This window comes from Parapedobacter lycopersici, assembly GCF_040395035.1.
GTDB classification, from domain to species: domain Bacteria; phylum Bacteroidota; class Bacteroidia; order Sphingobacteriales; family Sphingobacteriaceae; genus Parapedobacter; species Parapedobacter lycopersici_A.
On record NZ_JBEBRB010000024.1, the window covers coordinates 14,645 to 38,087 of the forward strand.

Genomic DNA, 23,443 nt, shown 5'->3' on the forward strand with positions numbered 1-23,443 from the left:
GTTCCACGTAAAAAGTCGCCAATGTTGTATCAGCCCCGCTACCGCCAACACAAACCCTGATACCTGCTTACGCAGTAGCCAGCCGCGGCTTGCAGGTTGACGCACTGCCGTGGTAGCGACTGGGTACAGCGACGAGTTTTTGCTTACGTTTTTGCGGAAAAAAAGTAAGATCTAAAACGGATAAGCATACAATTTCCGATCAGTCTTACCAACCAGTAGGTAAGCAGGGCCGGCCGCCTGCAGTGTTCCGAAATAAAACGGCGGAAGGCCCGTTACCGGAAAGCCCGGTACGATTGTCCCGTCTTCATTGAACACATACAGCAACTGGTTGGCCGGTGTAGTCACCCCAACCCGGTACTTGCCGGCAGCGGCTGGAAAAAAGATCGGCCGGTTTTCGATGTCCTGGCCGAAATCGTACTGGTAAACGAGATTGTCACCCGTATTATCGTATATCGACAGCTCCCCGCGATCTGTGAATACCAATTCGGGAACAGTGTCTCCGGTGATGTTTATGGCGTCGAAATAATGATTCGCACTTCGGCTGCTGAGCGTATCGACTGATTGCCTGTTTTCGAAGTAGAAGCGTTTTAACACACCCGCTGTATCGCTGGTGATTACATGTGACGAGGCGGCTGCTTCCGGGCTGTACTGCAAAGCGATGGGATTACGGAAAACCGTATGATTGTCGCCACCATTCCGGTGGATCAACTGGCCATTGTAATTAAAAAAATAGACATCCCCTGCATCTGTAGCGGCAACAACATAATGAATATCCTGCAATGTCGCCTGTTTCAGTCCGTACTGAATATCGCCCGTAAGCGTCTGGTCTGTCCAACCGGATAGCATTTTCCCTTTTGCATCATAGGCCAAAATGCGGCTGCCTGCGGGCACAAACAGCCGGAGGTCGCCGCCGTTTTCGTATGCGATGGCGCCATACGATGCACGATGGGGAAGTTCCAGCGAAAAGCCCGGCAGCGGATCACCGTGAACATCAAAGCGGTAAAGCCGTTCTGCGGTCGTGAGCAGCATGCTACTGTCGGCAAGTTGAAGGATATCGCCCAATACCGGTCCGGGTAGCTGGGCATTCCACAGCTGCTTTCCCGAAGTCGAAAGCGCATATAAAATATGACTGGATGCCTGTGCGAGGATAAACCGGCTGGTGTCATCGTACTGAAATACCATGGGTGGTGTGACAAGCGTGCCCTCCAGGTCAAACGTCCACTCGGGGGTGACACCGGGTGCTTCATCATCGATATACCGGGCGTAAAAATTACTGAAAAAGCGGCCCGAAGCACCCGAAAGCTGGAATGACCAGGCATAAAATCCAGAATAGCCAAAATCATCTTCTGCGGTGTAAGCCGACCGGAAAGCAGGCTTCAGGCGCTGTGCAATTGCGTTTGCTGCATTTTCGTTGTGAACAAATACGGACACATTTGCTTTATTGGCCTGAAGGCGGTCAAAATTTAGGTATCCGGGCGTGTTAGTCAAGGTTCGTCCATCTGCATAGTCTGCCGCAAAACGCCGCAGCGTACTGGTGTTGTTGGCAAAGACAAAATAATTGCCGGTGAACAAGAAATAGGGACGCGTAAATGACCGGAGCGGATCGCCAAAGCTGTAATAGAGTAGGTTGGAATGGTTGAGCCGGTAGATGTTTTCGGGATAATCCGTGCTGATCTGCTGGATAACCCGCGCAAATGCAAGGGAATCCTTGACTTCGATAATGCCCAGGGTTTCGCGGTTGGCCAGTTCAATGACGGCAAACTCATTTCCCCATAGGGGTAGCAGGTCATCGGCAATGGAAACCTTGGACCGCTCCTGGATTAACCGGTGTTGTTCGCTCATTTGAGCCATTTCGCCGCGGCTGTCCAATAGGTCGGCAATGCCCCGGTGCAGGGCCGGGAAATCGGATACACCAAACAACAGGTAAGTGGCTGCGTCTGCAGGTACCACATTTTTCAGTTGCTGTTCCACGGACTGCTGCCTGCTGTACAGTGCCAGGTAACTGGTGGTGGTATCCAATGTGCTGGTTCCGCTGAACATCAGCGCATTGCTGTTGAAATTCATTTTTAGCATCGACTGACCCGCTGTTTCAGCGAGTAGCTGGATGAAGTCGCCGGGAGCCCGTTGCATCAGGGTACTCGCCAGGTTGTGGAGCCTGTGGTGATTGAGATACAACGTCGCTGGTGTGTTTTTGTTGTCTTCGCTCCGGAACTGCTCAATGGCCTGCATAGAGAGCTTGGGCTCATTTTTATCTAGGGCACGCGCCACAAGGGTGTCGGCAAAACTGGCAAGAATGACGCCATCGCGCTGGCCGACGAACAGCGGCCGTGAGAGGTCCCGGGATGCGATGCGGAAGCGTTCCTGTCCGGTGCCTGCCCATGTCAGGTGGAAACTGGTATCCATGGCACTGATTTCGTCGAACAGGGCGGTAGTGGGGTGATCGGTATCCATTGGCACAGCCATCAGGTAATCGATCCGTGATTTTCCCGGATGGAATGAAAGTACAATTTCCTGTCCGTCTGTAGCGGAAATCACTGATCCGTGGTTCAGTATAGTTGAGCGGAGCAACTTCAGATCGCGGAATTGGGTGTCGCCGAGAATTGCTTCGAACAGTTTATAACCGGCAAATATACGATCCGATGTCTCATCGTTCCGGAACGATACCAGTAAGGCCGCATCTTCCGGAATGTGGGTAAATGGTTTTCGCCTGGATTGCCTGTCACCACTTAAGTCCCTGAAATAAAATACGGAAGCAATAATCACCGCAAGGAACAATACCGACGTGATGATAATGGTCGTTTTCATCAACAACAAACCTAACATAAAAAGTACCGAATTAGAAATTTTAACAAAGTTTATTCGCATCTTTGTTACGCAGCGGAAGACACATGGATCCGTTGGACCGGCATTGCATATCAGGCTATTTTTAGCTATGTTTGGCGAACAATTGTACCGTTAACCGCATAAAAAACGTTGATGTACTAATGAACAAACGTATTATACTCACGGCCGCTTTTTTTGGTCTTTCTGCTGTGGTATTGGGTGCCTTTGGCGCGCATGGTTTGGAAAATAAAGTCAGTGAAGATCACCTAGAAACTTGGGAGACCGCGGTGGATTATCAATTTTACCATACCGTGGCGCTCTTGTTTCTGGCTACTTTTTCGCGCGCAAAAAATTCATTTATCAAGCTTTCCTATATTTCCTTTACTTTGGGGATTCTGCTTTTTTCAGGCTCATTATACCTGTTGAGTACCTATTCACTGACAAATTTCGGGAAGCCGGCAATACTGGGTCCCATAACGCCTTTGGGTGGGCTCTGCTTTATTGTCGGCTGGGCTGGTCTATTTATAGCCACTATTAAAAACAAGGGATAAGGCCGTTGGCTTTCGGCACGGCCACCCGTTAATCTTTTACAGTTCCATGCTTGAATTTACCGAAGGTAATCCGGATACACGCGTTACCTTGTTTGCCGAGGTTGTCCTCCCTTTGGCTATTTCCAAATTGTATACTTATCGGGTTCCCGCCGGGTGGAACGACCGGGTGGCTGCAGGCAAGCGTGTGATTGTCCAATTTGGGAAAAACAAGGTCTACGCTGCCGTGGTTTACCGGATTAGCGACCGCCCTCCCGAGCGATACGAAGCCAAATATATCCTGGATGTGCTGGATGATCTTCCCATCGTCGGCGCGCGGCAGTTGCAGCTGTGGGACTGGATGGCCACCTATTACATGTGCGCATTGGGAGAAGTGATGCAGGCGGCACTGCCTGCTGCACTGAAACTGGCCAGTGAGACGAAGATCGTTGCCGCTAGTGGGGAAAATGTCGACCGGTCGACGCTGAGTGATAAGGAATACCTTATTATGGATGCATTGGATATTACGCCGGAGCTGAAAGTTAGCGACGTGACCAAGTTGTTGGGACAAAAGACCGTTTTTCCGATCCTTAAACAGCTTTTCGATAAACAGTTTATCTTGATTTCGGAAGAAATAGCGGTAAAGTATAAGCCCAAAATGAAGGTGTTCGTTACCCTTGACGAGGCATATACCGATGAAACGGGCCGTAAAATGCTACTCGACGCCCTCCATAAGGCTCCGAAACAGCAGGATGCCGTACTGGCTTACCTCCAGCTGAGCCGCTCAAACCCCGAGGTGGCTAAGTCGGACCTGATGGAAACAAGCGGCTGTAGTGCCGCTACCGTTGCCGCGTTGGCGGAAAAGGAGATCTTCCGGTTGCATGAACGGGCGGTTAGCCGGTTGGGAGAGACCGATGTTCCGGTTTCACCCGTGTTTACGCTGAGCGATGTGCAGACCAGGGCGCTTGCGGAGATTGAAGCCTGTTTCCTGGAAAAGGAAGTAACCCTGCTGCACGGCGTAACGGCATCGGGGAAAACCCAGCTTTATATCCGCCTGATTGAAGCAGCCCTGGAAGCCGGGAAACAGGTGCTATACTTATTGCCGGAGATTGCACTTACCGCGCAGATTACCGAGCGACTGCGAATGCATTTTGGCGATCGTCTGGGTGTTTATCACTCGCGATTTAATGACAATGAACGGGCAGAGGTATGGCATAAGGTGCTGAAGGGCGACTATCGGGTAGTAGTGGGTGCGAGATCCGCTGTTTTTCTGCCGTTGCAGCAGCTTGGACTGGTTATCGTCGATGAAGAACATGAAACTTCTTATAAGCAATTTGACCCTGCCCCCCGCTATCACGCGCGCGACACCGCCATCTACCTGGCGCATCTCCACGGCGCCAGGGTGCTTCTGGGATCAGCTACCCCATCGGTGGAAAGCTATTACAATGCGCTGGCGGGAAAGTATGGACTGGTTAAGCTTGATCAGCGATACGGGGATGCGCAGCTGCCAAGGATTACAACATTGAGCATCGCCGAGGAGGCCCGCAAAGAAAATATGTTTTCTTATTTCAGCGGCCAGCTGCTTGAGGAAATGAAACGGGCTATTGATAACCAGCAACAGGTGATCCTCTTCCAGAACCGACGGGGTCATACCCCGGTATCCCAATGCAGTACCTGCGGGTATATTACCAAATGTATCCATTGCGACGTAAGCTTGACCTATCACAGGAGCAGCGGCAAGCTGCACTGTCATTATTGTGGGTTTTCGGAAGATCCGGTTCAGGTGTGCACTGCCTGTGGCTCAACCAATATTACGAGTAAGGGTTTCGGTACGGAACGGGTAGAAGAAGAGCTGAGTATGCTGCTTCCTCATGCCCGCATTGGGCGACTTGATCTGGACTCAACACGGGGCAAGCATGGTTTTGAGCGGGTGCTTGGTGCATTTGATGAGCACCGTTACGATATCCTGGTCGGTACGCAGATGGTGGCAAAGGGACTCGATTTCGGGAAAGTAAGCGTGATTGGGATTATCAATGCCGACGGACTGATCAACTATCCCGATTTCCGGGCATATGAGCGGGCGTTTTCCTTACTGGCCCAGGTGAGTGGCCGTGCCGGCAGACGAAACGATAGCGGACACGTCATTATCCAGACGTATACACCCACGCACCGCGTTATTCAACAGGTTGTTGCGCATGATTATACGGGAATGTTTATGGCCGAAGTGACCGAGCGAAAAAATTATGCGTACCCGCCGTTTTTTCGGCTGGTGAAAATTGACGTTAAACACCGGGAACAGCAACTAGCACAGGAGGCAGCCCTTCGGCTTGCTGCGGCATTAAGGCAGGAACTGGGGCATCGGGTGCTGGGGCCGGAAGTGCCGGTTGTTGGTCGCATCCGTAACCAGTATATTTACAGTATTTTGCTGAAGGTGGAGCGCACAGGTACCAGTATTGCCAAGGTAAAGCACCTGCTGTCGGCCATTCTAGTGGATTTTAATGCACAGAAAATAAATAAGGGAATACGCCTGCAGGTGGATGTGGATCCTTATTGATTGATGAGGCCAAAACTGTACTGCAACGAAACCGAAGCCAACGGAGCGAAGAAATACTCCCACTTGTAGCGCCGGCTCTGCGTTGGCGGACCAACACGTGTCTCTTCGGCATACGCATTCAGCTTCTGGTATGAGTAGGCGATGTTAAAGTTGGCTTCGGCACCAATGGCTACTCTGGGGATCAAGTACAGTTTAAAGCCGATAAACGGGGAAAACAGCGCGGCGTTTTTAGTGTCTTCATTAAATACCTGCTCGGCCGACGTGTAATTGGTGCTGCTTCCCCGGAATTTCTGGGCCATGAACCCGATGTCGGCTCCGAAATAGGGCTGGAGGCGCGAATAGTTAATGCTTTTCTCCATGCCTACTTTTATGGTGGTGTTCTGCAGGCGTCCGCTCGCCCGTGCACATCCTTTGCACTCATTCTCAAAAGCGATATCCCGGTCAAAGTAGTTTCCCTGAAGACGGTATCCAATCTGGTTGTCATTATACTTGAAAAGGATGCCGTTAAAGTAAGACGACAGGAAAGGCAATTCAGCCTGGTTCAGCAGCTGTGGAAACTGTTCATAGCCATATGTACGTACGGCAACCGTGTACCAGTAGTCGATATTAAAGTTATTCTTCTTTGTTTTCGGGACGTGCGGAGTGGGGTAGGCTACCGTATCGATGCGGACGACTTGCGCCCATGCGCCGGAAATACCCGTACATAATGCAAAAAATAAAAGAATGCCTTTCATCTGCTAAGAATTACAGTCCCAATCCAAGTTAAGCCCGCTATGTATTAGCGAATTAGCGCAATGATACTAAAAAATTGCAATATCTGCTTATTTTTGAAGCATAATGGCGTATAAGTTTATCGATAATTATCGTGAGCGGGGTGCCCGCAAACAATTGGTTGCACTGCTGAAACAGCGGGGGATCGCAGATACCAGGGTGCTTGAGGCAATCGGAAAGGTGCCGAGGCATTTTTTCTTCGACGAGACTTTCTGGAATCAGGCATACAAGGATATTGCTTTTCCGATAGGCGACGGGCAGACCATATCGCAACCTTATACCGTGGCTTATCAGACGGAACTGCTGCATATTGCGTCGGGAGACCGGGTGCTGGAAATCGGAACGGGGTCCGGTTATCAGACCTGTATACTGATGGAACTAGGAGCCGATGTATATACCATTGAACGCCAGCGCAGCTTATATGACCGGACCATCCAGGTGCTTCCTTATATAGGATACAGACCCCATTTTTTCTTTGGCGATGGCTCAAAGGGGATTCCGGAACATGCGCCTTATGATAAAATACTGGTAACCGCCGGTGCCCCACTGGTGCCGGAGGTCATGCTAACGCAGCTTAAAATAGGAGGCGTATTGGTGATTCCGGTGGGTAACGAAAAGGAACAGAAAATGCTGACCGTTATCCGGGTCGGGGAACGCGACTATGAACGGATCGAGCTGGACACCTTTCGGTTTGTACCATTGGTGGGCGATCAGGCCTGGTGATTTAGGTGAAGTTATGGTGATGCCAAAAAGCTAATCTCATGCGTATGGAAAACCTGGAACGTTATAACCATCATATTGCCTCGGCTGACGTGGCGCTTAACCGGGTACGCAGGTCCATAAATGCCTACGCGCTTCTTCGCCTCGGTACCATTATTGGTGGGTGTGTCGCATTGTTTGCCGCTGTGCGGGCGGAACAGCTCTGGTTGTTCCTTGTCGCTTTCTTTGCGATACTCCTGTTTTTTTTCTGGCTGGTCTGGCGGCAGAGCAGGTTGGAAAAGGAGAAAAATGAACTACTGGATTGGCGTACCGTTAACCAGAACGAATTGGATGTAGCGGACGGTCGCCCTAACCGGTATCCTGACGGCACGGTGTTTAAGGACAAAAAGCATCCTTATAGCGACGATTTAGATCTATTCGGACCTTATTCGCTGTTTGCCCAAATAAACCGCAGCGCTACGGCGGAAGGAAACAGGTTTCTGGCATCATGGCTTGCTGCGCCTGCTGCTGCGCCACTGATTAGGAACCGGCAGCAGGCGATCCGCGAATTGGCGGGCGACCTGGACTGGTGCCAGGGTTTTCAGGTTAAATTATTGTTTAACCTTGCTGAACAGCGTGATTTTAAAACTCAGTTTGCCGGGTACCTGAAACAGGACAGGTTGTCATTTGGCAATCGGCTGCTTCGCGCTTACGTGCAACTGACTCCGTGGCTTATGGCACTGCTTATCGGATTGGCCTTTGTCGTTCCGGTATTTCGCAGCATTGCGGTATTTCTTGCACTCGCCCACCTGCTTTGGACGATCGGTTATGCGGCCAGGGTAAGCCGCATAGCGGGGAAAATGGGACGTGCAGGCCAGGTACTTGCTGCTTTTGCAGCTGCGATCAAACGCATTGAGAACAGGGATTGGCAAAGTCAGCTTAATAAAAAGCTATCCCGGGAGTTGACGTTTGAAAATAAATCAGCTTCCGGTGCCCTGGATGCATTGGCTAGAATCCTTGACCGGCTGGACTACCGCCTGAACATGCTGGTAGGTGCGTTGCTTAATATGACCATGCTCTGGGATTTTAAACAGGTATTTGCAGTGCTCGATTGGCGCCGTCAATACGGTACGGAGGTTCTTGACGCTTTTGATGTGGTACATGAGTTTGAAGGGTTGGTAAGCCTGGCGGTGTTTTCACACAATCATCCCCAATGGTGCTTTCCCGTTGTTGTCGATAGCCCGTCGCCCGTGATTGAAGCCGTTGGCCTTTCGCACCCATTGATACCCGAAACTACGGCAGTTGCGAATGACTACCGGATGGAAAATCACCGAATCGCACTGATCACCGGATCCAATATGGCGGGGAAAAGTACATTTCTGCGTACGGTGGGAAGCAATGCTGTGCTGGCTTTTTGCGGCGCTCCCGTCAACGCCAAGGAGATGCGTATTTCGGTCTTCCGCCTCGTCACGTATATGCGCATTGCCGATTCGCTGAATGAAAGTACTTCGACGTTCCGGGCGGAGCTTAACCGGATACAGATGGTGCTGCAAACGGTTAAAGAACAGCCGGATACGGTCTTCCTGATCGATGAAATGCTCCGGGGAACAAACTCAGCTGATAAGTACCGGGGGTCGAAGGCGATTATTGAGCAGCTGATAGCCGACGACGGGGTGGGGATGGTGGCTACGCACGACCTCCAATTGGCGAAATTGGCTGATGAATATCCGGGCATCGTCGAAAACTACCATTTCGATATCCAGGTCAGCGAAGGGGACATGCTGTTCGACTATAAACTGAAGACCGGGGAGTGCACCATTTTCAATGCCTCACTGTTGCTCCGGAATATCGGTATTATCATTAAATAGGCTGGAAGGGGCGCCGCGCCCTTATCGTTTCAGCACCCGTGCGAGTTCGCGCTTGGTGTCGCGCTCCTTGATCGTTTCCCGCTTGTCAAAATCTTTTTTCCCCTGAGCCAATGCGATTTCAATTTTGGCAAACCCGCGGTTACTAATGAACATGCGCAACGGAATGATGGTAAAACCGCGCTCCTCGCTTTTGGTTTTCAGTTTTTTGAGCTCCTTCTTGGTCAGCAGCAGCTGCCGGTCGCGCTTTGCCTCGTGATTATAGAATGAGCCGTGGGAATACTCAGCAATGTGCATGTTACGGATATAAAGGCCGTCATCAAAGAAGGAGCAGAACGAATCGTTAATATTGGCCTTCCCCTCCCTTATGGATTTGATTTCTGTACCCAGAAGGCGTATGCCGGCTACATAGGTATCCAGTATATGGAATTCAAAATATGCCTTCTTATTTTTGATGTTGATGTCTGAAGATAGTGCCATGGTGTTGCTAACAGGTAAACCGATCAAATGCGTTTGCAATAAATGCTCTGGGCCACTTTGTCAGAAATATTAATCTTGCGTCCGTCCACTTCCAGGGCCATCGAATTGTCGAAGTCGTATTTTTCCGCTACCCGGGCTTCACTGCCGATGCCGATACCCATTTGGCTGACATATTGCAAAAACGAAGGGCTGTTGTCTTTCACCGCAATGATGGTGTATGACTTGCCGGCAGCGGCTTCTGCCAGTGTTTTTCGGTCTTCGTTAACGTACGCGCCATCGGCAGACGGTATCGCATCGCCATGCGGGTCAAATTGCGGATAGCCCAGGAATTTGTCAAGCCGGTCCACCAGTTTATCTGATTTGATGTGCTCCAGCTCTTCTGCGATATCATGTACCTCATCCCAGCTAAATCCCAGTTTATCGTATAAAAATGTCTCCCATAAGCGGTGCTTGCGGATGACGGCAACAGCTAGGTCACGTCCGGTAGGTGTGAGGGAAATCTTACCGTATTTTTCATAGTTGACCAACTGCTTCTCCTTCAATTTTTTGAGCATGTCAGTGGCCGTGGCCGGACGTACGTTTAGTTTTCCGGCCAATTGATTCGTGCCCGCTTCACCGGTGCTGTTTTGTTCGACGGTGATACGCAACAATGCTTTAAGGTAATTTTCCTCTGTAACAGACAGCATGGCAGCAAAGGTAGGTAATTGCAGCGAATTAACGGTCTAAATGCTGTTTTTGCGTGCAAAATATCTGATGAATGTGCGGCTTTACCATCGCGTATAAAATAAAAAAGGCACCAAAAAGCGGTGCCTTTTCTGCCAACAAATGAGGCTGTTTATTTTTTTGCGGCCAATTCTTCGGCCATTGCTTTTCCAATTTCGGCGGGGGATTCCACCACCCGTATTCCGCATTCACGCATAATTTTCATTTTAGCGGCAGCGGTGTCGTCTGCACCACCCACAATAGCACCGGCATGACCCATGCGGCGTCCCGGAGGCGCGGTCTGTCCGGCGATAAAGCCTACAACCGGTTTCGTGCCATGTTCCTTGATCCAACGGGCAGCTTCGGCTTCCATGCCACCGCCGATCTCGCCGATGACAATAATTCCTTCGGTTTCCGGATCTGCCATAAGCAGTTCCACAGCCTCTTTAGTGGTGGTTCCGATGATCGGGTCGCCGCCGATTCCGATTGCTGTTGTAATTCCAAGTCCGGCTTTTACTGTTTGATCAACAGCTTCGTAAGTAAGCGTTCCGGATTTGGATACGATACCTACCGCGCCTTTTTTGAAAATGAAGCCGGGCATGATGCCAATCTTGGCCTCATCGGCTGTGATGATGCCCGGACAATTAGGTCCAATAAGCCTGGAGTTTTTATCACTGAGGTATGACTTTACCTGAATCATGTCTTTGGTCGGAATACCTTCTGTGATACACACAATCACTTCAATACCTGCAGCGGCAGCTTCCATAATGGCATCTGCAGCAAAGGCGGGAGGGACGAAAATGATAGACACGTTGGCCCCGGTTTGGTCTACGGCATCCTGCACCGTATTGAATACCGGCCGGTCCAAGTGGGTTTGCCCGCCTTTTCCGGGAGTTACGCCGCCAACGACCTGGGTGCCGTATTCGATCATCTGTGATGCATGGTAAGTGCCTTCGTTACCTGTGAAGCCCTGTACGATTACTTTGGAATGCTTATTTACTAATACGCTCATTGTTCTGGTTTTTGCCCCGCAAACTTAGATAAAATTGCTTTTAAATGCAAGTCTGTGGAATGGCATATAACGGCAACTTCGATTATCGGGAAACAATTACCGAACTGCAGGTGACGACCGGTGTGATTCAGGCATTGAAAAGAGCGGAAAATGCAACCGGCGATTACGCGTTGATTTTAATCAACTTTCCGGAATTGGAGCTTGGCGTAGAAATCCCAAAGTACGATACCTACTGATACGGCTACATTCAGTGAATGTTTGGTGCCCGATTGGGGGATCTCGATGCAGGTGTCCAAACTTTGCATGACGGCTTCCGATACGCCGTGTACTTCGTTTCCGAAGATTAATGCGTATTTTTCGGAAGGGTCAGGGACAAACTGCTGGAGCGGAATGCTACCTTCCGCCTGCTCGACAGCAATTATGTGGTATCCCGCTTTCCGTAGCTCTGCAACGGCATAGGCGGTTTCTGAAACGTATTCCCATTGTACCGATCGGGTAGCGCCAAGTGCAGTTTTTTCGATTTCCCGATGGGGAGGCGTACCGGTAATACCGCAAAGCATTATCCGTTCGATAGCGAATCCGTCGGCTGTCCGGAACGCCGAACCTACATTGTGCATGCTCCGTACATTATCGAGTACCATGGTAATGGGGGTTTTGGCTTGCTTGCGGAACGCCTCAACTGAAGGCCGTTGCAATTGATCCATGGAGTGTTTCTGCATGCTGCAAACTTAGGTAATTCCTTTTAAAGGGATTAATTTGCGAAAGCTCATTTTTTGGGTGTATCCGGACGCTGCGTGCCCGCTTGTCCTCCACGCAAGGCACCGAACATTTTTTCTGATGAAAATACAGGAAAACTTAAACTTTTGAATGATTAGGATTTTGAATATTAAAAATAAGGTGCTACATTTGCAGTCCGAAAATAAGGCAGAAATAAAATAGCTAAAAATAAATGGCAAATCATAAATCAGCACTTAAAAGAATCCGGTCTACGGCCACTAAGCGTTTGAGAAATCGTTATCAGGCAAAAACGACCCGTAATGCGATTAAAAAGTTAAGAAACACCACTTCGGCCGAAGAAGCCAAAACGTTGTTACCCCGTGTCATTTCAATGCTTGACCGGTTGGCTAAAAAGAATGTGATTCATAAGAATAAAGCTTCCAATAACAAATCGAAGCTGACGAAACTGGTGAATAGCTTGTCATAATCTACAGATATAGTACAACAGTATGAAAGGCCGTCCCGGGATATCCCGGGACGGCCTTTTGTATTGTGTCGTGTCGTCAGCCTTATTCGGTTTTATTGCCGGCTAGGGCAAGTACCTGCCGAAGGGCATGGGGATCGCGGAGATAAGGTGACAGGTCGAGCAACTCCACTTTCCGGAAATCAATGGGATGGCTTTCGCTTTGCAACGCAATGTATCCCTGCTGGAGCAGTATTCCGTCGGTTTTTACCGCCGGGTCAAATTGGGAAACGTTGCTGCCACCAACTTGGGGCTGATAATAAGTCAATACGGTATCTCCTTCAACAATGTGCTGAATCATAGAATCGGCCAATACTAAAAATTCGGCAGTTACCCATTGGTCGCCATGAAACGTACGGGAAGTTGAATTAATGCAATGTGGGGTAAACAGCGTGCTGTCCATTACCACATTTGTGCCGGGCGTACAGAGATTACAGGTAGGGCGTGCTTCGGTACCATTGCCCCCAAGAAACTGCCCTTCAATGGAAATTGGAAAATCCTGGTCCTGCAGCATGGAGTTTGGTGCCTGTGCATGCAACATGACGCCGCTATTTCGCCATGCCCAATCTTCACCTCCCCGGGCCTGTTCGCCGGTAAAACGGTATTCCACACGAAGCAGGTATGCCGAATAGGGCGTGTTGTAAAAAATATGGCCGTATTGCTGATCGAAATCCGTATACCCATCGTACCGTACCTTCAGCAATCCATCCTCGACGCGGAACGTATTGGCGTAATTTTCGCCGACGGGGTGCTTGGCAATTTTAATCGTCCATTCATTGAGATCCTTGCCATTGAATAGGGATTTCCATACGATTTCGTGTTTGTTTCCACCGGTTGGATCCGCGCAGCTGGAAACCAGGCAAACCGCAAATACGGTAATGAGTAAGGTGATCTTCATGTTAATGGTTTTGTTTTCAAATTATTGGTTCCACAGGCTTTTATGCTTAACGTATTCGCTTGGCCGAACCCCGACAATTTTTGTAAATGTATTGCTGAATGTGGGTAAACTGCTATATCCAACCCTGGCAGCAACCTCATTAATGCTGAGTTTCTCGTCGAGCAGTAATTTCAACCCTTTTAGCATCCGTAAGATTGTAAAATACTGAATGAATGACATGTTCAATTCTTTTTGGAATAACCGGGCCAGCGAGCGCTCACTAATATCAAACTGATTGGCTACATGCCTGAAGCTGATATGGTTGGCTATATGCTGGTCCATATATTCGACGATTTTAACCAGTCGCGGGTCACTTGGATAGGGCAGGCTCAGCGGTAGTGCGCCCCGACCCAGTTCGGATAGTAGCATTTTGAATGCTTTCGCAATGCTGTATCGTCCCTCGTCGTCGGGCCAGATGTTGCCATTCCATCGATTGGTAAACATCATCAGCTCCATCAACAGGCTATCAACCGGATAGATACCCGGGCGCATGAAAAAGTCGTCGTCATGTTCATATACCGGGAAATATAAGTTCCGCATGATCACCTCCGCGGAACTTGGATGGATGCTATGGCGAACGCCGGCGGGGATCCAGATGTAGTGCCGGGCAGGCAGGAAGTAGGATTGTTTGGGTGTATTAAGGTAAACCACACCTCCTTCGGTGTACAGAAACTGCCCTTTTTTATGCACATGTTCCGGAATCAGTTTCTCACCCATCATTGCGTGGTGGCAATAGATGGTGTCATCATAACGATCTACTTCGGTGAGGTAATACCTGTTGACATATTTCTCCATGAAAGATTTTGTTCCAGCGATAACTTTAAGATACGGAATAAACTGCCGGCAAAAATAAGGCTTTTGTGTCTAATATGGATAATAATGTGGCATTATATGATAACAATTCCTTTACCCAAATTTTCGTTTTCTACGGTATTGCTGGAGCAGTCCGCCAAGGAATAGTAACAAGGGCGGGAGAGCGACGTTCAGCACTTTCCAGCGAAGCTGTGCATTTTTGACTTTGATCGGATCAAGTAGGCGGAGTTTTATCTCTTTGGCCCGAAGGGATATAATTCCGGTATCATCAGCAAGGTAATCGACTGCATTCAACAGAAACGACCGGTTTCCGTACTGCCGTTCGGCATAGCGGTCCCACCCAAGGGGATAAGGAGAGCCGTCCGCCGGGTTTACCTGCCCTTTGAATACATCGCCATCGGCAATGGCTACCATTTTTGTTGGTTTGCCCTGTGACGGGACTGGCGGAGCGGAAACCAGGCCTTCCGGCACGGGTCGGTTTAAAAAGACCGATGAAAACGTGCCTTCAAGAAGAGCAGCCACCGGATAAGGGTGGTTCTTGAATTTAGCCGGATCAGGCGTTTCTCCCGCCATTTGCAGTGCTACCGTGGCAGGAACGTCAAACAACCTGGAAAATGGCGACGATTGGAGTATGAATTCCTTCCGGACACCTGGTGTAGAAATGGTGTCCAGCGTACCTGAAAACTCACTGCGGATACCATCCAGGTTTTTTAATATCGGATGTGTTGTGAGCGGTACGAAAACCGGATAGAACAGCCAGGGTGCCAGCTCGATCTGCGGCTGCCCGCCGATATTGCCTACAGTAAGCGGGATTTGCGCACTGTTCATGTCGGCAATGAGATTATAATTAAACCGGATCCCGTAAGTAAAGAGCAGGTCGTCCAGGTTAAGGTTTCTGGCCAGCACCAGTTGTTCTCCGGTTGTACGCAAGCTGTCCAGGTCGGCATTTACCTGATCAATGGCCCATAGGACACGTCCACCATTCATGACGAAGTAGTCGATTTTGTATTTTTCGGCTTCGCTGAATGGCTGGCGTGGTTTAGCGACGACCAGTACATCAAGTTGGTTCAGCCCTTCAAATGTCATTTCCTTAAGATCGACCCAGCCAACCTGATATCCCCCCATCAGGCTTTGGATAGCATCATGTAACTGTAATTCGTCTAATTCGCCGTGCCCTTCGGTAAACCCAACCAATGGTCGGCCATCGGCAGTGACTTTGCGCAATGCCGAAACAAACGCGTATTCGAGGTTCTGTACAGCGTTATTCAGTACTTCTTCATGCGGCGCGCCGGTTCGGTTTTGCAGTAAGCTTACCGGAATCTGCGTGTCGCGGTAAGCTATCAGCGCACCGGGAAAGATCAATTTCTGTGTAAGGCCGTCGTCCGTCCGGACCGTCAGATTGGTCGGGTTAATTCCCTGTTCGCCCAAGGCGTTTACCTGTGCTTCCTGTTGTTTACTGTTTCCTTCCAGGGGATTCAGAAAAGCATACGTCAGCTTTCCACCCGAATAGGCCTTCAGATCGGCCAGCAGGTCGGCCGTTGCCTGTTTTAATCGGCTGAACCCCGGGGGAAGGCTGCCGTCGAGAAAAACGGTAACATGTACTTCGTCGGGCAGGTTTGCCGCGGTTTCCCGTGAAAGCGGTGACAGCGTAAACCGCTTTTCCTCGGTAAAATCAACCCGTCCGAAATAGTTTGCCGCCACACCGTTCATCAGCAGCACGGCACCTACGGCGGCAATGCCGTATACTGGCCTTTTTGTACGGAGCGATCCGCGGTCGGACAGCGCCAGCAGGCAGCTAAACAACATCAAGAAAATGAAGCTGGCGAAATAGACGGCATCCCGGCTATCCAGCACACCGCGGCTGAGTGCGGCATAATGCGCCTGCATGCCCAAGTTACTCACACTGCTTTCCCAGCCATGGAACAACGGTATGCCGGCCAACGCATCAAAGGCATAGAAGGCTAAAAAACAGCAACATATGGCCAACAGAAAGGCAATAATGGGATTACGGCAAAGCACCGACATCAGTACGCCGATCGCCGTGAACGCGGACCCCATGAGGAAAAGACCGATATATGAACCAATTACCGCGCCCGTATCGATATTCCCTGCAGGGAGCCCGAGTTGGTAGACCGTATAGTAGTATATTCCCGTTGGGATAAGCGCAAGCAGCACGACAGTAAGGCTGCCCAAGTATTTGCCCAGCAGCAAATGGAAGCGGCTGACAGGTTTACTCAGCAGCAGCTCCAACGTGCCTTCCGCACGTTCACCCGCTATACTACGCATGGTAATGGCCGGAATCAGAAACATAAACAGGTAAGGAGCGAGGGTGAAAAAGCTCGTTAATGTGGCGTAACCATATTCCAGGATACTGGTATCGGGGAATACCCAAAGCAACAGTCCTGAGATAAGCAGGAATATACCTATGGCCAGGTAGCCGGTCAGGGAATTAAAAAATGCAGAAACCTCTTTTTTGTAAATACTAAGCAAGTGCGTATCTGTTTATGGAATGCGGCATCGAAAATAGGAAATATAGCAGGTAAAACAAAAAGGCCGTCCCGGGAATTCCCCGGGACGGCCTTTTTGTTATTGAATGTTATTATGCTTATCGCTGTCCAGGAAGATAAATCTGGAAACCGAGGCTTACACCCAGGCCGGACTGTGCGTTTGCATTGGCTACAGTTGCCTTGCTGTAGTTATAACCTACCATAGCTTCTAAAGCTACACTTTGAGTAATGAAGTGTGCATAACCTGCCCCAATACCGAAAGCGAGATCAGCACCGGATCCAATAGAACTGCCTGCGATGCCCACTTCACCCTGTCCGAAAAACCGGCCGGTTGCGCTTGAGCCCTGTCCAAAGTAATAACGTACGAATGGAGCCACTCCATAAGTCCACACGTTGTCAGCGTCGGGGCTGGTAGCTAATCCGACATTAGCACCTAAACCAACAGCCAATCCGTCTGACACAAAATAACCAGCACGGGGATTGAGGTTGATGTTAAATGATTCACCCTCAAAACTATATCCTAAGCTGCCTAAGCTACCACCAACGATCCAATTCCCTTGTTGTATGGGAGCCATTCCGACATTGGCTGAAGTTTGGGGCCGGTTAACTTCCGGTTGCTGTGCGCTGGCTGAGAATATCACAGCCAATAATAATACAGAGAATAAAGATAAATGTTTCATGGTTTTTACAATTTTAAGTGTCTACTTTTTGTATGTTTTCTTAAATACGCCATATTAGAAACATAAAACGTGCCATAATGTTTAAAAAAAGCGGAAAACAGTAACTATTAAGAAATTTTATTCGCCGGCGGTCAGCCGGATGAACAGTTTTTCCAGGTTGGTATCGGGGTACTTCCTGTTTAAATCTGCTAATTCGAAGTCGGCGACAATCTCGCCTTGCCGAATAATCACCACGTCGTCGCAGAGCGCTTCTACCTCCTGCATGATGTGTGTGGAGAGGAGTACGGTCTTTTCACTGCCGAGTTGTCTGATTAACGTACGTATATCGCGTAACTGATTGGGGTCCAGTCCGGACGTGGGCTCATCAAGAATGAGTACGTCGGGGTCGTGCAGGATCGCCTGGGCCAATCCAACGCGCTGACGATATCCTTTGGATAACTGACGGATTTTCTTGTGCAGCTCAGGCGCCAGTCCGGTCAGTGTGATCACTTCTTCAATTCGTTTCCGGGGTTGGGATAACCGATGCAGACTGGCCATAAAATTCAGTGTCTCACGGATATACATGTCGGGATATAAGGGATTGGTTTCCGGAAGGTAACCGATCTTTCTCCTGACTTCGAGACTGTCGCGATGCACATGAAGTCCGGCAACCCAAGCTTCACCCGCCGTTGGGAGCAAGCTTCCACAAAGTATCTTCATGGTGGTTGATTTTCCGGCACCATTGGGTCCCAGAAAACCCAATACCCGTCCGGCCCTTGCTTCAAAGGAAATCCCCTTTAACGCTTGCTGGTTGCCATAAGATTTGCTGAGCTCAGTTACTCGGATAGCCATGAGAGAGAAAATTATTTAATAAACGGCGAAGTGAGTCTATATGCGTTGCGGTATACATCCAGCGCCTTGCCCGCTTCCCTGGGCCGGTCGGTCGACAGGACATCTGCACCCCGTTCGACGAATTCGGTATAAACCTGGTCACCACGCGCTGTGGCTTGCTTATCCAGATTTCCCATGGTACCCATTATACACATGATGCCGTGGTCATGTAGAAGCCTGTAAAAGGCTTCATCCGCTTCACGGGTGCCGATAAATGCAATCAGCCGGTTATCGGGTACGTTGCGTTCGTTGAGGCGAAGCAGGTCGGTCTCCGATCCAATGGAAGCTGATATCATCAGTTCAGGGTCCAGCTGGTGCACGGTAGCTGCCTGATCGGCATTGTAGGTGATAACTATCGAATACGCAGCAGCGCTATTCCGTCTGATGGCTGCGACAACCGCCGCATAAGGGGCATCGCGCTTCACATCAAGGGTAAAGATCACTTTGTTTTTTCCCCAACGCAATGCTTCGTCAAGTGTGGGAACCCGATAGGGCATCTCGTTGCCCTCCACATCCCGTAAATACAATTTTTTTAAGGCCTCAAGGGTGTATTCCGCAACTTTTCCCGAACCGTTCGTCGTGCGGTCCACGGTTGCATCATGCATGAGCACCAGTACTGAATCAGCCGTCATCCGCACGTCACACTCAATGATGAGGGGTTGGTGCCGCGTCTGATACTCGAAGGTTTCAATAGCATTCTCGGGGTATCCGAGCGTTGGTCCGCCACGGTGCGCACTGACCAGCGGATAGCGTTTCTCATGATAGGTCAAAAAGCGATGCAGGTCGTCCGCGGTCTGTAACCGGATCCGGTTTGCGCCATAACGGTATCCGCTTTCGGATGGCCAACAAGAGGCGCAGCAGCCGGCAATCAACAGAAGTAGCAGAAACTGGACAGAGCGGTTTAACATCGGTAACCTCAGCTATTTTCGGTAAGTTTTATCAAATCATCCACAGTCAGCGACAGTTGGTTCATTACATGGGCAGCTTTCCGGTAATGCGGTTCCCTTTCCGCTAATTTTGCCTGAATATGTTCCAGCAGCTGTTCTCCACTCAATCCCCGTAGTGCCGGCCGCGACGTGATATTGCTTTTTGTTAACCGGTCCCACAGCATTTTCGGCGGAAGCTGGAGATACACGGTTGTGCCGTTATCATTCATCCATGCCATATTATCAAAGAAACACGGTGTGCCACCACCGGTAGACACAACTGTTGGCTGGGTAAACGTTAGGCTCTTCAACGTGTGGCTTTCCAGCTCCCTGAATGCATCCTCGCCGTAGCGCTCGAAATATTCGGGGATGGATTGGCCAATCAACTGGGTAATCTGTTCGTCCAGATCGATAAATGGCCATCCGGTTTTCTGGGCAAGCTTGCGACCCCATGTCGTTTTACCGCTTCCCATAAATCCGATCAGGAATATGGTCTTGTTATTGGTTGTCGCACTTTCCACAGCCTCTTTAATTTTAATCTCCCTTGCTAAAATACCGGGTTTCTAGCACCTCGAAAGTCGGCAGTGTATGATAATGCCATTTGTCTATTACGACGCCGTTTCGCATCAGTAGTACACCGGGATTTGCACGCACCATGCTCTTTAAAGGCACGGCATCCGCATAAAATATTTCTGTCAGTAATTTCAGCTCGTCGCTGAGCTGCTGTGCTTCCTGGGCACTGCCCGAAGTTAGTAGTATGGATCGCACGTTGTAGTTTTCAGCGGCATTCATAACCAGCGCATTTATCCGGCTTAATGCCGCTAGATCAGTATGGCTCAGGTCCCAGGCCACCACAATAATATTATAATATGGATTTTCGATAATCTCATGGGTAAAATCTTCTCCATTGGCATCAGATATCAATAAGTCCGGAATGGGAATGCGGTAGCCCTCTTTTACCAGATGGCTTTCCGGGTCGCCGATAATTTCCCAGTTTTCGTCCTTCCATATTTCGTCGGCTAGGTATACTTTGTCAGACACCTTTTTTTGTTCGCCGGTTTTCTTGTTCCGCAACGTATAAATCAACTCGTATAAATCACCCTGTTTACCTTCGGGCATTTTCATAAGCTCGGGTATGTTATTACCCTTTTTATAAGGTAGAAAATCAATAAAAGGCAGGAAATTAACGGTGTACACGCCGATGCCCAGAGAACCAACGATTAACACGGCGGTTAATAAACGCTGTGCAGAACGGCTTGCCATAATCGGCCGGATCTGCCGACGGTTGATGAAAATAATAACGATCAGGGCAAGGAGCACCAGGTCTTTGCTGAACGATTGCCAGGGCGTAAGTGGGATGGCATCGCCGAAACATCCGCAGGATGTAACCACTTCGAAAAAAGCGGAGTAAAAAGTGAGAAATGTGAAGAACAGAATAAGCAGCAGTAAACCCCAGGCAACCGTGCGCGCCCAGAAACCCAGCAGCAGCAAGGCACCCAGCAAAATTTCCAGGCCGCAGATGATGATCGCCAACTGGGTGGCATAGTCATTCAGGAAATCAGTGCCAAAGACGTGAAAATACTCCTGTAGCTTATAACCGAAGCCAGTTGGGTCATTTGCTTTGATTAACCCAGAAAAAATAAACAGCAAGCCCGTAAATACCCGTGAAAATCCAAGCAGGTAATTGGGGTGTGTCGCGGTGGTAGGTATCGTCTGCATAAGTAAACGGTTAAGGTTGGGTATCGGCAAGTCCTAATCTGATGAGCGCGAACACGGCATAGTTGAGCATGTCCTGATAATTGGCTTTGATGCCTTCGGAGACCATAGTATGTCCTTCATTATCTTCGATTTGCTTAACGCGGTATATTTTCATCAGGATGAGATCCGTCAGTGAACTTATGCGCATTTCGCGCCATGCTTCGCCATAGTCGTGATTTTTGTCGAACATCAATGTTTTGGTTTCGTCTATTGCCTGCTCGTATTTTTTGGCTACTTCGGCAGCGGACAGGTTGGCTTCTCCGGTGTTGCCCAGTTCCAGCTGCATGATGCCAATGACGCAATAGTTGACAATGCCGATATATTCATCCACTACGCTGTCACCCACGCGGGAAACCCGTTTTTCTTCCAATGTGCGGATCCGTTGCGCCTTGATATATAATTGATCAGTAATTGACGGAAGCCGCATGATCCGCCATGCTGTGCCGTAATCGGTGGTCTTTTTTATAAATAAATGCTGGCAACGGGTTATAATCCGGTCGTATTGGGCGGCTGTGTCCATAAGTACGTTACGTTTCCTTAAATGTTGTTGCGTTGTGGTGTTCGACAAATATAATGAGAATAACGTGATCCTCCCATCAAACGTGCCAAAAACGTGTTACTGACGGGCAAAACGGGAAATAAAGTTAGCGCTACTTGTAAAATTATATGGATATTTGACGGGAGTATCCCCGCAGGAGCGGGATAATCATAGTAAAAAAGAGGAAATGGAAATACCTTCATTGCGGACAGTCCAGGTGACCCGTTACGTGACGCCGCTACGCGAAGGCGGTTCATTGCCGGCCATCGCAGAGGCTGATGACGGATTTTTATACGCACTTAAATTCCGGGGCGCCGGACAGGGGAGCAAGGCCCTGATCGCCGAATTAATTGGAGGCGAAATTGCCCGTGCATTGGGCCTCCGGGTCCCTGAAATTGTGTTTGCGGTATTGAATGAGGCCTTTGGGAGAACCGAACCCGATGAGGAGATACAGGATTTGCTGCGGGCCAGCACAGGACTTAATCTGGCGCTGCATTACCTTTCGGGTGCAATCACGTTTGATCCCGCGGTAACGGTAGTGGATCCACAGCTTGCATCCCGGATTGTCTGGCTCGATTGCCTGCTGACCAATGTAGACCGTACAGTAAAAAACACCAACATGCTGATGTGGCACCGTGAACTGTGGTTGATTGATCACGGTGCATCACTGTATTTCCACCACACCTGGGATGGCTGGGAGGAACAGGCGTTAAAGCCTTTCGTCCAGGTTAAGGATCACGTACTGCTTCGCTGGGCCTCGGCCCTGGAAGACGCAGATGCGGCCTGTAAGGCGGTGCTGACAGCCGAACGTATCCGGGCGATTGTAAGGCTGGTGCCCGATGAATGGCTGCTGGCGTTCCCGGAAGTTTCAGTAGCCGACGCGCGGGAAGTATATGCCCGGTTTCTGGAGATGCGGGTTGCCGCATCCAGCGTATTTATAAATGAGGCTGAAGATGCAAGAAGTAGAACTGTTTGAATACGCCGTCATCCGCCTGGTACCCCGTGTGGAACGGGAAGAATTTATCAACATTGGCGTGATATTATACTGTCGTGGGCAGCGTTTCCTGCAAATGCGGTATACGCTTGATGCGAGCCGGTATACGCTGTTATTCCCTGACGTTGATGTAGCGGACCTGCATAGCTACCTTGCCGCATTCCAGCAGGTCTGTGAGGGCCGTGGGGGCGACATCACTGCAATCGCGGCACTGCCGCCGGCCGAGCGTTTCCGCTGGCTTACCGCTAAGCGTAGCACGATGATACAGACTTCGGCCGTGCATCCGGGGCGCTGTGCCAATGCAACTGCGGCGCTTGACCGGCTGTATTCCCAGCTGGTAGGCTGATCCGGTGGTTTTTTTACCGTATTGTTACATAGTAAACGGCTGGAGGTTGCTTAAAAAGTTTTTATATTCGATCTTTCATAACAAACTGATGAACGAGGAATTTATCCAATATATCCATAATAGACAAAGCGGGATAACCAATGTGCCGCCGAACGGCGCGATTGCCGGTTGGGCTCTGCGTTTGCTCGACCTGGTGTTTCCTGAGCGGCAGACACATCCCGATCGCACCGTTGACCAGCTAAGGGCACAATTCGTACAGTCCCAGCAGGAACTGGTCAGCATCCTGAACCGGACAAAAGCATGCGAGGAATGCAATAATGACCTCGTCGCCCAGCATTTTTTTGACTACCTGCCCGAACTGCACCGCATCATGCGTACGGATGCAGAATCGATATATGACG

The 23,443-nt window shown here is 49.7% G+C and carries 22 protein-coding genes and 1 pseudogene; 8 read left to right on the forward strand and 15 right to left on the reverse strand.

Annotation, left to right across the window (positions count from 1 at the left end; all coding sequences use genetic code 11):
* Positions 1-171: 171 nt before the first annotated feature.
* Positions 172-2,805, reverse strand: a complete 2,634-nt coding sequence (locus ABWO75_RS07080; protein ID WP_353183994.1) for a PQQ-binding-like beta-propeller repeat protein — start codon at positions 2,803-2,805, stop codon at positions 172-174.
* A gap of 179 nt (positions 2,806-2,984) precedes the next feature.
* Between ABWO75_RS07080 and ABWO75_RS07085 the strand changes: the two genes are divergently transcribed.
* Positions 2,985-3,374, forward strand: coding sequence for a DUF423 domain-containing protein (locus ABWO75_RS07085; RefSeq protein ID WP_257656247.1), 390 nt, complete (start codon positions 2,985-2,987; stop codon positions 3,372-3,374).
* A 46-nt stretch (positions 3,375-3,420) separates the two neighbouring features.
* Complete coding sequence (gene priA / locus ABWO75_RS07090; protein ID WP_353183997.1) at positions 3,421-5,904, forward strand: replication restart helicase PriA; 2,484 nt, start codon at positions 3,421-3,423, stop codon at positions 5,902-5,904.
* Here priA and ABWO75_RS07095 read toward each other — a convergent pair.
* Positions 5,898-6,638, reverse strand: a complete 741-nt coding sequence (locus ABWO75_RS07095; RefSeq protein ID WP_353183999.1) for a hypothetical protein — start codon at positions 6,636-6,638, stop codon at positions 5,898-5,900. The genes priA and ABWO75_RS07095 overlap by 7 nt on opposite strands.
* A 103-nt stretch (positions 6,639-6,741) precedes the next feature.
* Here ABWO75_RS07095 and ABWO75_RS07100 point away from each other — a divergent pair, with 103 nt between their 5' ends.
* Positions 6,742-7,398, forward strand: a complete 657-nt coding sequence (locus ABWO75_RS07100) for a protein-L-isoaspartate(D-aspartate) O-methyltransferase (protein ID WP_353184001.1) — start codon at positions 6,742-6,744, stop codon at positions 7,396-7,398.
* Between the two features lie 44 nt (positions 7,399-7,442).
* Complete coding sequence (locus ABWO75_RS07105) at positions 7,443-9,242, forward strand: MutS-related protein (RefSeq protein WP_353184003.1); 1,800 nt, start codon at positions 7,443-7,445, stop codon at positions 9,240-9,242.
* Between the two features lie 21 nt (positions 9,243-9,263).
* On the opposite strand, the gene smpB is transcribed toward ABWO75_RS07105, so the two are convergent.
* From smpB to ABWO75_RS07125, 4 genes are all read right to left on the reverse strand, one after another.
* On the reverse strand, positions 9,264-9,719 hold the full coding sequence (gene smpB, locus ABWO75_RS07110) for an SsrA-binding protein SmpB (protein ID WP_257656252.1): 456 nt from the start codon (positions 9,717-9,719) through the stop codon (positions 9,264-9,266).
* Positions 9,720-9,742: 23 nt separating this feature from the next.
* Complete coding sequence (locus ABWO75_RS07115) at positions 9,743-10,405, reverse strand: metal-dependent transcriptional regulator (RefSeq protein ID WP_353184006.1); 663 nt, start codon at positions 10,403-10,405, stop codon at positions 9,743-9,745.
* Positions 10,406-10,554: 149 nt separating this feature from the next.
* Complete coding sequence (sucD, locus tag ABWO75_RS07120; protein ID WP_353184008.1) at positions 10,555-11,433, reverse strand: succinate--CoA ligase subunit alpha; 879 nt, start codon at positions 11,431-11,433, stop codon at positions 10,555-10,557.
* 176 nt (positions 11,434-11,609) lie between these two features.
* A complete protein-coding gene (locus tag ABWO75_RS07125) occupies positions 11,610-12,152 on the reverse strand; it encodes an RNA methyltransferase (RefSeq protein WP_353184010.1) in 543 nt (180 codons plus the stop codon).
* 230 nt (positions 12,153-12,382) lie between these two features.
* On the opposite strand from ABWO75_RS07125, the gene rpsT reads away from it, so the two are divergent.
* Positions 12,383-12,637, forward strand: a complete 255-nt coding sequence (gene rpsT / locus ABWO75_RS07130; protein ID WP_257656256.1) for a 30S ribosomal protein S20 — start codon at positions 12,383-12,385, stop codon at positions 12,635-12,637.
* Positions 12,638-12,719: 82 nt separating this feature from the next.
* Here the strand turns inward: rpsT and ABWO75_RS07135 are convergent, their stop codons facing one another.
* The 9 genes from ABWO75_RS07135 to ABWO75_RS07175 all read right to left on the reverse strand — a co-directional run bounded on the left by ABWO75_RS07135 (position 12,720) and on the right by ABWO75_RS07175 (position 21,684).
* Positions 12,720-13,571 carry a 3-keto-disaccharide hydrolase gene (locus ABWO75_RS07135; RefSeq protein ID WP_353184012.1) on the reverse strand — a complete coding sequence of 284 codons (852 nt, stop codon included), beginning with the start codon at positions 13,569-13,571 and terminating at the stop codon, positions 12,720-12,722.
* Positions 13,572-13,592: 21 nt separating this feature from the next.
* On the reverse strand, positions 13,593-14,405 hold the full coding sequence (locus ABWO75_RS07140; protein WP_353184014.1) for a helix-turn-helix domain-containing protein: 813 nt from the start codon (positions 14,403-14,405) through the stop codon (positions 13,593-13,595).
* A 111-nt stretch (positions 14,406-14,516) separates the two neighbouring features.
* Positions 14,517-16,913, reverse strand: coding sequence for a gliding motility-associated ABC transporter substrate-binding protein GldG (gene gldG, locus ABWO75_RS07145; RefSeq protein WP_353184016.1), 2,397 nt, complete (start codon positions 16,911-16,913; stop codon positions 14,517-14,519).
* 115 nt (positions 16,914-17,028) lie between these two features.
* Entirely contained in the window at positions 17,029-17,610 is a 582-nt protein-coding gene (locus ABWO75_RS07150) for a hypothetical protein (RefSeq protein WP_257656260.1), read from the reverse strand.
* A gap of 117 nt (positions 17,611-17,727) precedes the next feature.
* Positions 17,728-18,441 (reverse strand): ATP-binding cassette domain-containing protein, encoded by a 714-nt coding sequence (locus tag ABWO75_RS07155; RefSeq protein WP_353184019.1) that lies wholly within the window; start codon positions 18,439-18,441, stop codon positions 17,728-17,730.
* 11 nt (positions 18,442-18,452) lie between these two features.
* Positions 18,453-19,388: a glycerophosphodiester phosphodiesterase family protein gene (locus tag ABWO75_RS07160; RefSeq protein WP_353184021.1), complete on the reverse strand. Its 936-nt coding sequence runs from the start codon at positions 19,386-19,388 to the stop codon at positions 18,453-18,455.
* 8 nt (positions 19,389-19,396) lie between these two features.
* Positions 19,397-19,927: a shikimate kinase gene (locus ABWO75_RS07165; RefSeq protein ID WP_353184023.1), complete on the reverse strand. Its 531-nt coding sequence runs from the start codon at positions 19,925-19,927 to the stop codon at positions 19,397-19,399.
* 13 nt (positions 19,928-19,940) lie between these two features.
* Positions 19,941-21,125: a BT_3928 family protein gene (locus tag ABWO75_RS07170; protein ID WP_353184025.1), complete on the reverse strand. Its 1,185-nt coding sequence runs from the start codon at positions 21,123-21,125 to the stop codon at positions 19,941-19,943.
* A gap of 10 nt (positions 21,126-21,135) precedes the next feature.
* Positions 21,136-21,684 carry a DUF1599 domain-containing protein gene (locus ABWO75_RS07175; RefSeq protein WP_353184027.1) on the reverse strand — a complete coding sequence of 183 codons (549 nt, stop codon included), beginning with the start codon at positions 21,682-21,684 and terminating at the stop codon, positions 21,136-21,138.
* A 205-nt stretch (positions 21,685-21,889) separates the two neighbouring features.
* Here ABWO75_RS07175 and ABWO75_RS07180 point away from each other — a divergent pair, with 205 nt between their 5' ends.
* From ABWO75_RS07180 to ABWO75_RS07190, 3 genes and pseudogenes are all read left to right on the forward strand, one after another.
* Positions 21,890-22,678, forward strand: a complete 789-nt coding sequence (locus ABWO75_RS07180; protein WP_353184029.1) for a HipA family kinase — start codon at positions 21,890-21,892, stop codon at positions 22,676-22,678.
* The gene (locus ABWO75_RS07185) at positions 22,656-23,042 is read left to right on the forward strand and encodes a DUF3037 domain-containing protein (protein WP_353184031.1); all 387 of its coding nucleotides are present in this window, start codon (positions 22,656-22,658) and stop codon (positions 23,040-23,042) included. Before ABWO75_RS07180 ends, ABWO75_RS07185 begins: the two co-directional genes overlap by 23 nt.
* A gap of 88 nt (positions 23,043-23,130) precedes the next feature.
* Positions 23,131-23,443 (forward strand): annotated as a pseudogene (locus tag ABWO75_RS07190) (serine acetyltransferase); the annotation flags it as partial.

Coding starts and splice junctions, on each gene's coding strand:
- ABWO75_RS07080 (WP_353183994.1), bottom strand. CDS start 2,805: ATGAAAACGACCATTATCATCACGTCGGTATTGTTCCTTGCGGTGATT.
- ABWO75_RS07085 (WP_257656247.1), top strand. CDS start 2,985: ATGAACAAACGTATTATACTCACGGCCGCTTTTTTTGGTCTTTCTGCT.
- priA (WP_353183997.1), top strand. CDS start 3,421: ATGCTTGAATTTACCGAAGGTAATCCGGATACACGCGTTACCTTGTTT.
- ABWO75_RS07095 (WP_353183999.1), bottom strand. CDS start 6,638: ATGAAAGGCATTCTTTTATTTTTTGCATTATGTACGGGTATTTCCGGC.
- ABWO75_RS07100 (WP_353184001.1), top strand. CDS start 6,742: ATGGCGTATAAGTTTATCGATAATTATCGTGAGCGGGGTGCCCGCAAA.
- ABWO75_RS07105 (WP_353184003.1), top strand. CDS start 7,443: ATGGAAAACCTGGAACGTTATAACCATCATATTGCCTCGGCTGACGTG.
- smpB (WP_257656252.1), bottom strand. CDS start 9,719: ATGGCACTATCTTCAGACATCAACATCAAAAATAAGAAGGCATATTTT.
- ABWO75_RS07115 (WP_353184006.1), bottom strand. CDS start 10,405: ATGCTGTCTGTTACAGAGGAAAATTACCTTAAAGCATTGTTGCGTATC.
- sucD (WP_353184008.1), bottom strand. CDS start 11,433: ATGAGCGTATTAGTAAATAAGCATTCCAAAGTAATCGTACAGGGCTTC.
- ABWO75_RS07125 (WP_353184010.1), bottom strand. CDS start 12,152: ATGCAGAAACACTCCATGGATCAATTGCAACGGCCTTCAGTTGAGGCG.
- rpsT (WP_257656256.1), top strand. CDS start 12,383: ATGGCAAATCATAAATCAGCACTTAAAAGAATCCGGTCTACGGCCACT.
- ABWO75_RS07135 (WP_353184012.1), bottom strand. CDS start 13,571: ATGAAGATCACCTTACTCATTACCGTATTTGCGGTTTGCCTGGTTTCC.
- ABWO75_RS07140 (WP_353184014.1), bottom strand. CDS start 14,405: ATGGAGAAATATGTCAACAGGTATTACCTCACCGAAGTAGATCGTTAT.
- ABWO75_RS07150 (WP_257656260.1), bottom strand. CDS start 17,610: ATGAAACATTTATCTTTATTCTCTGTATTATTATTGGCTGTGATATTC.
- ABWO75_RS07155 (WP_353184019.1), bottom strand. CDS start 18,441: ATGGCTATCCGAGTAACTGAGCTCAGCAAATCTTATGGCAACCAGCAA.
- ABWO75_RS07160 (WP_353184021.1), bottom strand. CDS start 19,388: ATGTTAAACCGCTCTGTCCAGTTTCTGCTACTTCTGTTGATTGCCGGC.
- ABWO75_RS07170 (WP_353184025.1), bottom strand. CDS start 21,125: ATGCAGACGATACCTACCACCGCGACACACCCCAATTACCTGCTTGGA.
- ABWO75_RS07175 (WP_353184027.1), bottom strand. CDS start 21,684: ATGGACACAGCCGCCCAATACGACCGGATTATAACCCGTTGCCAGCAT.
- ABWO75_RS07180 (WP_353184029.1), top strand. CDS start 21,890: ATGGAAATACCTTCATTGCGGACAGTCCAGGTGACCCGTTACGTGACG.
- ABWO75_RS07185 (WP_353184031.1), top strand. CDS start 22,656: ATGCAAGAAGTAGAACTGTTTGAATACGCCGTCATCCGCCTGGTACCC.